Below are 14,422 nucleotides of genomic sequence, written 5' to 3'. Positions count from 1 at the left end.
GCAAAGGTAAACCAAATGATTAAATGGCATTCAATTGCCAGTAAATGCCCGATTGGTTTACTAACATTCAAAGGGATCAAGAAACTCCCTCTGAATGAAGTTTCACTTTATTTTACTTCAAATGTATTCACAACATTTAACAATTCACTGGATAAGTCATTCAACACTTTAGCTTCTTCGGAGACTCTATGCACAGTGTTAAGTTGAGATGCAGACGTTTCGGCTACTGCTCTTGTATTATCTCTCGAAGTTTCAGAGAAATTTTCCATATCCTTAACGGCAGAAGTTACTTCCTCCATACCCGCAGCCATTTCTTCAATCGTTGCAGATAGTTCTTGAATTTGTCCAGTTACATGATGAATGGAAGTTAAAATTTGACTAAACGACTTTTCGGAATCATTAATCATTATTAAACCATTGTCCACTTCTTCCACAGCTAGTCTCATAACATTTACAGAGTCATTTGTATCATGTTGGATATGGGAGATAAGCGTGGAAATTTCACGAGCTGACGCCTCTGATTGCTCAGCAAGCTTGCGAACTTCATCTGCTACAACAGCGAAGCCACTTCCAGCTTCTCCAGCGCGAGCAGCTTCAATTGCTGCATTCAATGCTAGTAAATTCGTTTGGGAAGCGATACCTGTAATAATACCAACGATTTCTTCAATTTTACCTGAATGCTCACCAAGCATTTTTACAGATGCCGCTGATTGATTGACAGCTTTACTAATGGCATTCATTTGGGCAACAGATTTATTAGTAGATTCATTGCCTTTTTCAGCTTCTTCTGAAGTAAGGATAGAGGATTCTGAAATTTGATTTGATGTCATGGCAAGTCGTTGAATGCCAATGCTCATTTCTTCAATTGTAATGGCGCTTTCTTTTGCCTTTTGTACTTGTAAATCAGCTCCCCCAGCAATCTCTTGCATGGCTGAAGCTACGCTATTGTAAGAATCTGTTGTTTCCTGCATATTGGTCGATAAAACATTTGCGGAGTTTGAAACGTGTGTAGAAACATTTGTCGCACTTTTAATAACGGTTCTTAAATTCTCAATCATGAAATTAAAGTTTTCCGTTAGTAGGCCAACTTCATCTGTTGATGATACAGGTAAAGGTTCAAGCTCTAAATTACCTTCCGCTACCTTTCTAGATTGTATGGATAGTTGCTGAAGAGGTTTCAATTTTCTATTTAAAAGCGAGTAAACCGCAATGGAAGAACCAATTAAGAAAATAACTGTAACTACAAGAGTCCATAATACTTCTGACATAGCCTTAGCGGTTACCTTTGATACATCATAGTCCATTGCATAAGCAGCCAAGATAGAGCCATCTTCATCTACAATAGGTGTAAGTCCTGTTTTATAGCTACCAAATTCATCGCTATATACATCAGTAGCTGTAGCTTCCTTTGTTTCAAACACTTCTTTGATCTTTGTAAGAAAATCTGAAGATAGACCCATTTCTATCATATCCTGGTTATATTCAGCTCCTACATTAAGTACGCTAGATGAAAGAACCGGTGCATTTATTTTTTCTCCATCTACTGTAACGAGAAAAAGATTCGTAATAAGATCTGATTTATTGTTTATAGCGTCCATTTCTTCTGTCAAACGAAGGACATCTGGGTTACTAGCATTAGGTTCCTGCAGTACAGATTGCAATGTCTTTAAATCTATAGTCTTTGATAGAATCATTCCTTTTTCATACAGGGATTGATCCATATCTTTAAAATTGCTTTCTCTCACTATATAATAGGAAAGACCTAAAGTGACTAATCCAAATAGTAATAAGATACTTAAGATTATGACCGTTAATTTCTTACTGATGGACATATGCTGTTTCTTGCTTATCTTCATGCTCTTCCTCCTAAAATTATATACAAAACATATTTGAGGTAAAAAAAGGAACAATAGCGGGTATGATAGTCGAATGTAACTAGATGAGAACGTTACAGTTGGTAGTTCAGATGTAATTAATCATGGAAGTTCATGTTCCTTTTTACAAAAAATTATGAATGTAAATTAAGCCATTCATCCCCTAACAATAAACAACTATACTGCCAAAAAATACGGTTCACAACCCAATGAACTTACTATTTCGACTTTAAATCTTCGGGATTAAAACTAAAAAAATAGTTTTTTAGTCTGTAAAATTCCTATTTTTGTGGATATTTATACAATAAATTATCTTTATATTAATATAAAGTAATTTAGAGTCGTTATCTAAGTTGATTTCAAATGATTAAAATATAGGTGAAAAATTCAGAGCTTTATTTTATTGGGGAAGGGTAAATCCCTTCGTGTAATAGATAAAAAGGCTATCCACTAGTTCGTATTTGAACTTGTGGATAGCCTTTTTGTTGCAGTTATTTAGCTTTGATTACCAAAAATACCAGGTGACATATCTGACATTCCTGGTGGGTTTAAGCCAGGGAAACTAGGAAATTGCCCGCCTGGATATGGCATCGGAGGGCGCGAAGGATATGGTTGTGACGGATATGGCATCGGAGGGCGCGAAGGATATGGTTGTGACGGATATGGCATCGGAGGGCGCGAAGGATATGGTTGTGATGGGTATGGCATCGGAGGACGCGAAGGGTATGGTTGTGATGGATATGGCATCGAAGGACGCGAAGGATATGGTTGTGACGGATATGGCATCGAAGGACGCGAAGGATATGGTTGTGATGGATTTGGCATCGAAGGACGCGAAGGATATGGTTGTGATGGGTATGGCATCGGAGGACGCGAAGGGTATGGTTGTGATGGATATGGCTGCATTGGATACGAAGGTGGATAGGAACTACCAGGTGACATGCTAGGATGATACGGAATGTTAAAATCCATATTTTCATCTTCGGGAGTTAATCTAGGATTGACCAATGAAACACACCTTTCTTCATCTTTTCTTTTCTAACATATGCTCACTATTATGATTGGTCATAGGCTTTAAACTATGTGTGAATATTTGCTAATGATATCAGTTTTTAAAATAGAAATTGTTATAAAAAATGCCGATTTTAATTATAATAGTAGGAAATAGCCTTAAAGGATGTTTTGTTAAATGACAACTATAAAAATCAAAAGAATAAAGATACAAAATTTACGAAATGTACGACATGGTGAAATCGTATTAGCGGTGAACTTTGACACATTTCTTAAGGCAAATGTTGTAGGGTTATACGGACAAAATGGCTCCGGGAAAACAACGATTGTAGATGCATTTGGCTTGTTAAAGGCACTTATCTCTGGTTGGATTACGGAAGTTAAATTACCATCTCAAGAAAAAAGATTAATTATGGCAGGGGAGGATACGGCAAGTATTGAATTCGAGTTTCTAGTAGAAAATCCACTAGGCACATTTTTTCTCAATTATTATGTAGAGTTACAAGAGGATGAAAACAGATTGTACACAACAGTTGAACGTGTAGCTTACAGAGAAAACGCGAAAGGGAAGCGCTCGAAGATTCTAGTTAATGTTACAGAGGAAGATCTACAAATACGTAAAGCAAATCTTTCTGATATGAATGAAAAAATGCGTATCCAATTACTTGTCATTCAGCAATTAGCAAAAAAACAATATACGTCCTTTGTCTTTCATAAAGATTTAAAACCATTATTACAGGACAGCTTGTCAGAGTTAGAAATGCAATTGCTTCATAATTTAGCAATAGATTTTAATCGTGATTTACATGTCGTTAATAATCAAAATATCGCACCACTATTTGAAGAGCGTATCATGCCATTTAGTATTCATCTAGACAAAACTCGTGGTTTTATTTCTTATGATTTGAAGGATTCAGCGTTATTGCCAGAGGATGCGTTTTACGTGTTGTGTGAAGTGATCGAGCAAAGTAATCGTGTATTATCAGCGATTATTCCAGGCTTGACAATAAATATTAATGTGATTACAAAACAAACTATGGATAATGGCGAAAAAGGAATCCGTTTTGAATTTTTATCTAAGCGAGGAGAGCGCGAATTACCACTTCGGACAGAATCAGAAGGCATTTTGAAAATTATTTCTGTGCTCAGTGTGCTCATTGCTGTTTATAACAACCCAAATGCTTGTGTAGTAATTGATGAATTAGATTCTGGTGTTTTTGAATATTTGTTAGGCGAGTTGTTAACAGTGATTGATGAGGATGGAAAAGGGCAGCTTATTTTCACGTCTCATAATTTACGTGTGTTAGAGGTGCTTGCTATTAAAAACTTATGGTTTACAACAACGAATGAGGATCGTCGTTATATGCAGCTAAAGGGTATTAAAGAGGTAAATAATGCTCGAGATGTTTATTTACGTGCCATTCAGCTGGGTGGACAGGATGAAGAGGTTTATAAGGAAACGAAGATTTTTAAAATCAAACGTGCTTTTCGAAAAGCGGGTGTCCAGTATGACTAAAAAGGTTCTATTAATCATTGTAGAAGGGCAGACGGAGCAAATTGTTTTAGAGGATTATCTAGATGAACATTTTGCAAATTCTACGATTCGTTTCGATGTACAAAGGGAGGATATTTTAACGAAGTGGGATGCTAATAAACGAGTACCTAATATTAAAAATAGTGTTGTACGAGTGATTCAGAGCTATTTGGAGAAGTATAAGTTTTTAGCGAAGGATTTAACCGCTGTCGTTCATATTACAGATGCAGATGGTTGCTTTATCGCCCCTGAATTTGTCAAGGTGAAGGAAGATATTGAAGAAAATTTATATTACTCAGAAGAGGCAATATTGGTGAAATCTGAGAAGCGTAAGGAACAAATCGAGCAACGTAATGAAATGAAGGCGAATAATGCCAAAATTCTTGTGGCGAATGATCATTTTAGCATTCAAAGATTAAAAATACCGTATCAGCTATTTTATTTTTCTACAAACTTGGAGCATGTTCTATGGAATGAGCGCAATGAAGTAGCAACGGAAAAGGTGCAAAAAGCTGATGAATTTATGGAAAGTTTATCGAGCTCCATAGAAGAATATTTAACAGAATTTCTTCCAGTTAACTCAGAGCTTCCGTACAAAGAAAAGATGAAAATGAGCTGGTCATTTTTAATGGAGGGCTGTAATTCGTTACAGCGCGGAACGAATGTGCCCTTATTATTTGAAATGATTAAATCAGATGTACAATAAAATGCCCTCCGGTAGGTAATGCCTAAAACTGCTCGGGTATGGAGAAAAAGTGATCGGGTAACGCTCAAAACCGCTCGGGTGTGGAGAAAAAGTGATCGGGTAACGCCCAAAACCGCTCGGGTATGGAGAAAAAGTGATCGGGTAACGCCCAAAACCGCTCGGGTATGCCGAAAAAGTGATCAGGTACAGATGAGATCCTGGATCGAGCAAGTAGAGGAACGAAGGCTAAAAACATCACGTCCTGTGATAACGCCTTCGTGACCTCAAATGTTTTATCTGTGCGACAGCGACAACAAATGTTTTCTGTAGCGAAAGCGAAGCGACAGCAACAAATTTTTTATCTGTGCGAAAGCGAAGCGACAGCAACAAAGCGCCCAGTCGGAACGGAAATCAACCACTCGTTTTGCCGAGGAGCCCTACTTTATGTTTTTCAACAACGCGAAATGCCCTCCAATATTAGAATGGAGGGCATTGATAATTTAACAACAGGTGACGAAAATAATCTAGCAGTATTTCCCGTTTTTTATGCACATGAGTCTTTAGCGCATTTGCTCGTAGCTGCGAATATGTCCTAAAATAGCTGGATCTTTGATTTTTGTATCTTCACTTAACAGTAAAAGCTTTGACATGATTTCGGCTGTACGCGGATCGTCATCCACCATTGGTAAGAAAATGCGTCCTCGGTGCTGAGATGGTACAGCGAGTATTGGAATCATTGAGCCGCCCACTTGATGGACAACTCCACTGCCTAAGTGCAATGAATAGCTTGCAAGTTTGCCTTCAATAAGTGCATGCTGCTTTTTCACGTCGACATTTGTTAGTTTTAATAGCTTCGCCAATTCCTCCACAATAACACTGCGCATGTCAATTGTAGAATGACTCGCTTCAGGGTCAACACCACCTACGTGTGCAACACTCACAACGAGGTCAATATCTCGCATCACTTCAGAGAATATCGTTGCAGGAATGTCATCTAATACTAGGGCTTTACCTGTTAAACGATTATAGAAATAGACGCCTTCAATAGCTGGTGCTTCGATTTCTGCTGGCGTAAACCAATCTGCCTGCGCATACAAGGAAGCAACGATGTTTTCCTTGTAATGCACTTTTCGTGGTCCTTCATCATAACTAATTTGCCAGCCGCGTGTTTTTAGGAGTGCAACCGTTTGAGAAGGATTCACTTGATGTCCCGCATAGCGCAATGATCTCTTTTGTTCCTTTTCATCTGCATTTATTACATACAGCTCGCGGAATATTTGCTTAAATGGCTGTTTTATTTTTTGTTCAAACATATAAGCTTGCCATTGTCGCCATTGTCCACTTTCAAGCAGGTGATACGGATGGGCAATCATTAATGTTGCTGTTGGAGCAAGAGATATTATTTCATCTGATAGTAGCTTGAGACCATCCTCGGTTAGCAATCCTAAATGTTCTTCATTTTTAAAGACGAGATTTTGGAGAAGCGGAGCTAAAATCGGGTGCTCTAATAAATTAATCAGCTCTTCGGCAGAGAATTTAGTTTCATGCTCCATCGCCTGTTCAAGTGCTGGGCGTGCTCGTTTATATTGCATCTGCAATTCTTTTCTTGCCTCTTGTAATGCTAAAACCTGCTCCTGCTTTTTCAGTGCAGCAGGGATATTTTTTAGTCGTTTTCCATCTTTTTCAACGATAATCGTGACACTTGCATCTTCTTCAATTTGTAGCTGTGCAGTGATATGTTCGATTTGTTGTGCATCGAATAAATGCTTTATATCGGTAAAGGCTGCTAGCTCCATGCGCCATGTGAAGCGAGTTGTTTCGCCATCTCCTGCATTACGTGCTAAATTTTCGAGCGCTATGCTGGCTGCACGTGCTTCACTAGCACGACGCTGTGCGCCAAATTGTTTGCTTTCCTTTAAAAACTGTTGGATGAATTGATAGCGTGTTAGTGCATCCTTTTGATCCGATTTTTTCAGTGGAATCAGTCCGAGTGCGCGTAGTTTATCTTTATTGCGTTTATCGCTAATTTCTTCCATTAACGGTTTTGGGCTAAGCTTGCCTATTGCTGTATCTGCATAAAGCTGTGCTCGACGGTGATTAGCTCCCTCCGACGCGTATTTTGCTGCATCATATACGACCTTGAATCTTTTTGCACCCAGTGTTTGATATGCGCTTTGGAACCAAGTTAAATCAAATGCACCGTCACGGAAATCTTCAGCAGTAATGCTTGAGAATAGGGCAATCTGATCTTTAGCAAAGTCCGATAAATAGTCAGTAGTATGGGCGATAAAGTACCATGCTGATTCTTTTAATCCTTCCCAGTCAATTACTTCACTAACAAGGGCTATCCAATGCTGGTTATACATCATTGCTTCAATTAAGCGTTCTTTTGATATATCTGTTTTTTCCCACGCATTTTTCAATTGCTGTGCAGTTTCATCCTTTTTAGGGTAGCAGTTTGTGAGTAGGCGAGAAAAAACAGCCTTTTTTGTTTCTGCTGTTTGCCAACTATAGCCACGAGCAAGTTTTTCACCATCTAGTGCTTGTAAAATCTTGAAGAAATAATCAATACCCTCTATATAATCAATGTCCCTAGCGAGTTTCGTTACTGCTGTAGGAATATCACCACGCATAAGCTCTATTTCTAAAATGCGATCAATGGCCTGCTCACGAACAGCAAAGAGATTCGATAAGTCTTCAAATGACTCTTGATAACGCTTCGTTAATTTACTTGGTTCATCTAGTATTTCAGAGGCTAATGTATCTGTGAAGATGGTTTCAAATAAATGATCCTTAGTGAACAAGCCTGCATTAAAAGCATCTAAGTATTGGAATAGGTTTAGATTGTATATAGTTGGGCTATATTGCTCATTCTGCTGCCTCTTAGTTAACTCTTCGTTAATGGCAAGCATTTTGACATATTCACCGTAAGTCGTATAGTCAGAGAAGCATCGATTAACAAAAGCGCGGATAACATCTAAAGCTACTATAGTTGAAGTAGAGTTATAATAATAGTCCCTCTCTCGTACATCAAGCTTCCACTGCTCGGCAGATATTTGTGTTAAAAGCTGAAGCATAATACCGATCGCCTGTTCCAAAGCATTAAACTCTGGTGCATGCTGTGTTAGTAATGCGACGGCCTCTTTATGAAGCGCCTGCTCTCCAGAAATAGTATCTAAATCTTGCGAAAGTACAGTGAAAATTCGTTCCACTATTCGCTGATACTTTAAGTTGTTAAACTTAGCAACACGTTCTTTTATTTCTGCATAATTAAAGAAGGGAGCGATTAAGGCTTGTGCTGCTTCGCTCAGTTCATGTGCCGCAGGATGTTCAGATAGATTGTTATAAAAGTTAAAATAAGCTAAATCTTCAGTACTGAATTTAGACGTCTTTATCCACTCGAGAATTTCATCTGGTATCGGATATACATCGAGACTTGCATTTCGATTATTTTCTGTTTTCGAAGCAACAATATTAAATGTTTGTCCTAATGTTGAGGTGATCGGCGTATCATCCCATCGATATGTTTCGTATTCATAGTGGGCATTCGCATCTAATAGTTGAATAAGTTGTTCAAGCTTTAACAAAAGCTTCTCTACATCATACTCAAAGAATTTTTCAAGTGGCATCGTTGCCTGCGTATATAAAGGAACAAGCTGCTGCCATGCTTCTACACCATTCATCTTTATATCAATATTAGTAATGTTGTCGTATTGAATAGGAGGGTGTGGCGTATATAAACCAAAGCCATTTTCCTCGTTATATTCAGGAACATCACTTGTTAACAATTGATCTAACAGCACTTGCTCAGTCTTCGTTACTTTCGGTAGCAGATCACATAATGCGGTAATTTGCTCGCTAGATAGGTGATGCTCTTTAGAGGCTTCCAACAACAACTCAAGCCCACCAAGTCGCTTCAACTGCTTTTTGTCCTGGATGAGTCGCTCGGAACTTTGCAATATTTTCTCTGGCGACTGTAGCTTTAAGAGTGAAATGGCTTCTTTACGAAGGGAGCCTGATTTATTTGCTAAAAGGTCCTCGATTTTTAAAATTTCCTCGTCTGTAGGTGTTAGTGATTGTATTTTGTTCAACGCAAGGGAACGATTGATGGAGCTACGATCTCGTAAAGCGCTAAATAGAAAATCGCGCTTTCCTTGCGTAGTATCAGTATCGTCAAGACAATAAATATTAAGAAGGCCTATTCTACTTGTAGGAGAGTAAGAATCCGCATTCGCAATAATACGTTGAAATAGCTCTTCATCTTGTGAATAGTGGGCTAAAATTATTTGTGTTGAAATTAAATCTTCTAACGACAAGTGTGCATAGACGAATGATAAAGGTTTTCCTGTTATTGTTATACCATCTTTCGTGACTTCGCTCTTTGCCCATTCAAGCTGTTCAAATAGAGAGTATTCAATGCCATGTAGCTGGGTATTGTCCTGCATGAACTTATGTAAATCTTTAACCCAATCGTTATCTCTAGCATATTCACTATTAATATAGTTATTTGCATATAGGAAATTGCCCCAAGCAAATGTAAATAGCTCAATATCCTTCGTTGTTAAAATAAGATCCTTGACATACTGTGCTGTGAAGGGAGTTTTCCCTAGATTTTTTAAAAATGCAAGTGTTGTCAGCTGGATATGTTTTTCGCGTTTTAACAACTCTGGCAAAATAGTATTGAGCTTCGTGTAATCTTTTGTAGAAATTGTCCAAAGTGCCACGTAAATATCGATCGTTCTCGCGCTTCTCAGTAGCTCAATGGTGAACTGATCGTCTTCAATTGCTTGAATCGCTAACGCTAATACTTCCTCTGTTACTTTTTGATTTTCGAAGCTATTATAGCCAAGGCCCATCCATGTATCGACTGCGCGAATCACGGAGGAGAAGCGAGTGAGCTGATGCTCCTGAATAAGCTTCATAATGGTAAGCTGTGCATCTAATGTGCCATGGTCAATATTTTCTACAATGGCTTGGCGTAGTCCCTCTTGACGGGCAGCAGCAACTAATAGTTTACCAAGTGCCTCATGCATACGAGCATTTGTTGATTTGAAAATACCTCTTATCAGTGGATAGCCAAAAAAGCTACCCTGATGCTCATCAAATAATATATTTTCAACCGCTTCTTCAATCACAGGGTTTTGTAATGACAATTCTTCAGCGAGCATTTGTTCAAAAACAGTAAAATGCATTACTTTCGTATTCTCATTTTTAATGACAAAGGAGCTATAGTTAGGGTATGTACCATGCTCGAATTGACTGTGATTCATTAGTAATTCCTGCAGATTTATTTCCTCAAATGTCAGCATTTCTTCAATCAATTGTAAGCATTGAAAAAGGTGGTCCTGTACGGGTTGTGCGGAACGAAATGATCTACGCATAATGCCAGTCTGAAACATTGTTGTATCATAACGTAATGCTAGTTTTTTAATAGTTAGTGCACGTTCTTGTGACGATAATAGTGTCAGTACATCGAAAAGAGGTCCAGTAAATAACTCCTCAAGCGTTGTGATCTTCAAATCAGCAATATGCTGCTCTATACCATAATCACGTGTATCCATAAATTGAAGTAATGCTGTAGCTATTGGTTGAATGGCTGTTGGTGCAGTATCTATTTTGCTTTGAAATTGGTTTTTTTCATCATGTGATAATGTCATGGAAATCGCTCCTTACCAAATGCGTCCTGCTAGCATTGTTAGTTTAATAAATGTAAAAACATCATCTTCTCGTATTGTTAATGGTGTAGTAAGTGAATTTAGCTGCTCCTCGTTTTGTAGTACTAAGAAAAGCTCATCTTCAAAGGCTAGAAGAACGGTGGATATTGCTTGATCTACTGACTGCGCGGCGGAATTTTTTTTCTCCCCAAAATGTACTTTGCCATGTTGCGCTGCATCCTCTAGCTGCTGATCAGTTATATAAATATGAAGCGGAGTATCCACTGCCTTGTCGTTATAATGATGAACCTCTTGTGTGACAAGTTGGATAAGCAAATCTTTCAAAGTATGGACAGGTTCTTCAATAGTAAATGGGATTTTTTGAAGTTTACGTGATTTTTTGCCGATTATTTTTTGTTGGTAAAATAAACGCAAACTAACACCTCCTTACAGTAATTACATTATACAAGAGAATAAACAGTGAAAAGAATGAGGCATTTTACGCTAGTTGTGTAAAAAAAATTGGGAAAAGTGTAACAAATAAATCGTTGCGACGACTTATTTGTGAGTGTAGAAAGTGGGGTGAAGTTTTGCATAAAGATATACTAAAAATAGAACATTTGTACGATTCTTATCATCGTGATGTGTATCATTTTGCGCTTTATTATACAAATAGCAAGCAAGAGGCAGAAGATATTACGCAAGAAACGTTTTTCAAGGTGATGAAGCAGTTGGGTAATTTAAAGGATATGGATAAAGTAAAAACTTGGATTTTATCAATTGGACGAAATACAGCAGTAGACATACATAGAAAGCAGAAAATAAAGCGTCTTTTGACAGAAAAGCTTAGCTGGCAGCCAGTATTGAAGGAAATTCCTAAGCCTCAAGAAATTGTAGAACAACATGAGCAATGGCAAACAGTACAAGAGGCGTTAATGACGTTAAAATCACATGATCGAACAATCATTATTTGCAGGATGTTAAAAGACTACACAATTCAAGAAACAGCTACGATTTTGGGTATCTCGGAAGTTAAGGTACGTGTTGATTTTCACCGAGCAATGGCGAGACTTCGGAAAAAAGTAGGGAGGGATGATTGATGGAAGAACATGACTACAAGTTATTTGACGCACTAAAAAAACGCCCTGATAAAGATCCAGATGTAGATTTTTCCAATCAATTGCGTAGAGAGCTACAAAAGAGTCATATAAAGAAAACAAAACGATTTACTGTTGCAACGATATTAACCGTTCCTGTAACATTGGCCGCTCTTCTATTTGTCTTCATGATTGGTGCAGGGCAATCGTTCGAGCTGAAAAATGCAGCACAGTTACCCATCAATCAGGAGAAAAATCTTACAAATATATTGTGCATTTTCCTAATGTCTGCGCTCTCATTGTTTATATTGTTCGTTTATTTCAAGGGGCTTACGAGAGGAAAACTTGTCTACATGACGTTCTCATTGTCTTTCTTGGCATGGGTTGGGAACCTAGTATATGCAGAGAATCAAAACGTGGATGAATCTATTATGAAACCAAGCTATAGCGAATCCTACGATTATACGATTAAGCAATATAATATAGATGAGATTCAACAAGAGCACGATCATTACTTTGTTAAAACAATTGAGAGGGGCAAAAAATAATGAAAAATCCTTATGATTATTTATTTAATGGAGTGGGTTTTGTTTTTATAGATTTATTGTTTTTGGGAAAAGCTGATACTGATATATTGCCAGATTTTATTGGCTACCTATTTTTTGCATACGGTATTCACCTGTTGCCGTCTTTTCACAATTTAAAGCGTTGGTCGAAAAACTTTGCCATTATATTAGTAGTATTATCATTTTTTGTGGAGCTAGATCGATGGCTAGGCTATAAGATACTAGGAGACATTGGGGTACAGTTTATGCAATTTTTATTCATCGTCTTTATGTATGTAGTTTTCCAATTATTATTGCACATTCATAAAAATAAGCCTTTAGAAGCTAAAACATTTAGAACATACCAGAAATTTATGGCATTTATGCTGTGCGGCTTTGTGATACAGTCATTTTCAATAAATGTTAATGCAACTATGCGAGAAAATGTTCATTTTATAGGTTCTATCCTACAGTTGCTTGCTTTTTTATTTTTTTTATTTTATTTTCGAGCGTGTCATAAATACTATAAGGAAAACAAGGTCCATTCGCTGGAATAAGCGATGGATCTTGTTTTGTTTCAGGGAATCTGTTCTTACTGAGCACTGACATCTTTTCCATTCCTAATTCATAAGCTTTATAGGTGTGATTTTATCAAGCTAGAAGGAAGGAGGCACTGACATTCAAATACATGTTGTACGGGCAGGGGAGTCCGTTTGGGGGATTGCGCAGGCTTATGGGACAACAGTTCAAAGTATTGTAGATGCCAATCAAATCCCTGAACCAAATCGATTAGTTATAGGGCAAGCTCTTGTGATTCCAATTGTCGGAAGTTTTTATTATGTACAGTCAGGAGATAGTCTATATTCAATCGGTCAACGCTTTGGTATTAATTATTTAACACTTGCTCAGGTGAACAATATTAGTCCGAGTCAACCTTTATCGATAGGTATGCGACTTTATATTCCACCTCAACCAAAAACAAGAGCTGAAACATTGGCATATTTAGAGCCGAGAGGGACATCTGTTAGTGAACCATTATTGAGTCAGGTAAGAGAAGCGGGTCCTTTTTTAACTTATCTTGCTTTATTTAGCTATGAGGCGAGACGAGATGGAACGCTTAAGAGACCGCCGAGTCAAGGTGTGCCGCAAATTGCTAAGGATACAGGAGCTTCTCTAGCAATGGTTGTCTCGAATTTGGAGGATTTTACTTTTAGTGGTGATTTAGCAAGGGATATTTTTCAAAGTACAGCAGTACAGGATTTGCTCTTTGATAATATTCTTGAAGAGGCAAAGAGGTTAGGAAACGTTAGAGATATTCATTTCGATTTTGAGCATTTGCCAGGCGATCAACGACAAGCGTATAACAATTTTTTAAGGAGAGCCGTGAATCGATTCCATCCACAGGGGTATACAGTATCGACAGCGTTAGCTCCAAAAACAAGTGCAAGCGAGAGAGGCCCGTGGACTGAGGCCCATGATTATAAAGCCCATGGAGAAATAGTGGATTTTGTTATGTTAATGACGTATGAATGGGGGTATTCTGCAGGGCCTCCTATGGCAGTGTCGCCACTTCCAGAGGTAGAGGCAGTTGTAAAATATGCAGTAAGTGAGATACCTCGGGACAAAATTTTACTTGGACAAAATTTATATGGCTATGACTGGACACTGCCTTTTGTACAAGGGGGACCATATGCAAAAGCAGTTAGTCCACAAGCAGCTATCGAGCTTGCTAAGAAATATAATGCAGCCATTCAGTATGATTTGAGGTCTCAAGCACCTTTCTTTGAATACTATGATGAACAAGGGAGAGCGCATGTAGTGTGGTTTGAGGATGCAAGATCAATTCAGGCAAAGTTCGATTTAATCAAACAATATAAACTTCGAGGAATAGGCTATTGGAAGTTAGGTCTACCATTCCCGCAAAATTGGTTATTAATCGGGTCCAATTTCGATGTAGTGAAGAAATAAGGATCGTTAGGAGCAATAAAAATGGCTCTAAGAAGGAATAATTCGAAAATATCA

The 14,422-nt window shown here is 38.0% G+C and carries 11 protein-coding genes; 8 read left to right on the top strand and 3 right to left on the bottom strand.

All coding sequences use genetic code 11. The features are described from left to right. Nucleotides 1-107: 107 nt before the first annotated feature. Nucleotides 108-1,856 carry a methyl-accepting chemotaxis protein gene (locus tag QUF91_RS25130; RefSeq protein ID WP_285398629.1) on the bottom strand — a complete coding sequence of 583 codons (1,749 nt, stop codon included), beginning with the start codon at nucleotides 1,854-1,856 and terminating at the stop codon, nucleotides 108-110. A 719-nt stretch (nucleotides 1,857-2,575) separates the two neighbouring features. Between QUF91_RS25130 and QUF91_RS25125 the strand changes: the two genes are divergently transcribed. The 4 genes from QUF91_RS25125 (at nucleotide 2,576) to QUF91_RS25110 (ending at nucleotide 5,700) form a co-directional block, all read left to right on the top strand. Next, nucleotides 2,576-2,821 carry a hypothetical protein gene (locus tag QUF91_RS25125; RefSeq protein WP_289419742.1) on the top strand — a complete coding sequence of 82 codons (246 nt, stop codon included), beginning with the start codon at nucleotides 2,576-2,578 and terminating at the stop codon, nucleotides 2,819-2,821. A gap of 242 nt (nucleotides 2,822-3,063) precedes the next feature. Then, a complete protein-coding gene (locus QUF91_RS25120; protein WP_285396167.1) occupies nucleotides 3,064-4,401 on the top strand; it encodes an AAA family ATPase in 1,338 nt (445 codons plus the stop codon). Next, nucleotides 4,394-5,125, top strand: a complete 732-nt coding sequence (locus QUF91_RS25115; RefSeq protein ID WP_285396166.1) for a hypothetical protein — start codon at nucleotides 4,394-4,396, stop codon at nucleotides 5,123-5,125. The genes QUF91_RS25120 and QUF91_RS25115 overlap by 8 nt, the downstream gene beginning before the upstream one ends. 257 nt (nucleotides 5,126-5,382) lie before the next feature. Then, on the top strand, nucleotides 5,383-5,700 hold the full coding sequence (locus tag QUF91_RS25110; RefSeq protein ID WP_289419741.1) for a hypothetical protein: 318 nt from the start codon (nucleotides 5,383-5,385) through the stop codon (nucleotides 5,698-5,700). Here the strand turns inward: QUF91_RS25110 and QUF91_RS25105 are convergent. Further along, nucleotides 5,665-10,761 carry a DUF4132 domain-containing protein gene (locus QUF91_RS25105; protein WP_289419740.1) on the bottom strand — a complete coding sequence of 1,699 codons (5,097 nt, stop codon included), beginning with the start codon at nucleotides 10,759-10,761 and terminating at the stop codon, nucleotides 5,665-5,667. The two genes, QUF91_RS25110 and QUF91_RS25105, sit on opposite strands and share 36 nt — an antisense overlap. 12 nt (nucleotides 10,762-10,773) lie before the next feature. Next, nucleotides 10,774-11,193: a hypothetical protein gene (locus QUF91_RS25100; RefSeq protein WP_289419739.1), complete on the bottom strand. Its 420-nt coding sequence runs from the start codon at nucleotides 11,191-11,193 to the stop codon at nucleotides 10,774-10,776. A 155-nt stretch (nucleotides 11,194-11,348) separates the two neighbouring features. On the opposite strand from QUF91_RS25100, the gene QUF91_RS25095 reads away from it, so the two are divergent. The 4 genes from QUF91_RS25095 (at nucleotide 11,349) to QUF91_RS25080 (ending at nucleotide 14,368) form a co-directional block, all read left to right on the top strand. Beyond that, nucleotides 11,349-11,858, top strand: a complete 510-nt coding sequence (locus tag QUF91_RS25095; RefSeq protein ID WP_289419738.1) for an RNA polymerase sigma factor — start codon at nucleotides 11,349-11,351, stop codon at nucleotides 11,856-11,858. After that, on the top strand, nucleotides 11,858-12,403 hold the full coding sequence (locus QUF91_RS25090; RefSeq protein ID WP_289419737.1) for a hypothetical protein: 546 nt from the start codon (nucleotides 11,858-11,860) through the stop codon (nucleotides 12,401-12,403). The genes QUF91_RS25095 and QUF91_RS25090 overlap by 1 nt, the downstream gene beginning before the upstream one ends. After that, nucleotides 12,403-12,957: a hypothetical protein gene (locus QUF91_RS25085; RefSeq protein ID WP_289419736.1), complete on the top strand. Its 555-nt coding sequence runs from the start codon at nucleotides 12,403-12,405 to the stop codon at nucleotides 12,955-12,957. Before QUF91_RS25090 ends, QUF91_RS25085 begins: the two co-directional genes overlap by 1 nt. 238 nt (nucleotides 12,958-13,195) lie before the next feature. Further along, a complete protein-coding gene (locus tag QUF91_RS25080; protein ID WP_483308110.1) occupies nucleotides 13,196-14,368 on the top strand; it encodes a glycosyl hydrolase family 18 protein in 1,173 nt (390 codons plus the stop codon). Nucleotides 14,369-14,422 lie beyond the last annotated feature (54 nt).

It is taken from the genome of Lysinibacillus sp. G4S2 (genome assembly GCF_030348505.1).
Classification (GTDB): Bacteria; Bacillota; Bacilli; order Bacillales_A; family Planococcaceae; genus Lysinibacillus.
Note: the sequence above shows the minus strand (reverse complement) of the source record. Positions and strands in the feature narration are given on the sequence as shown.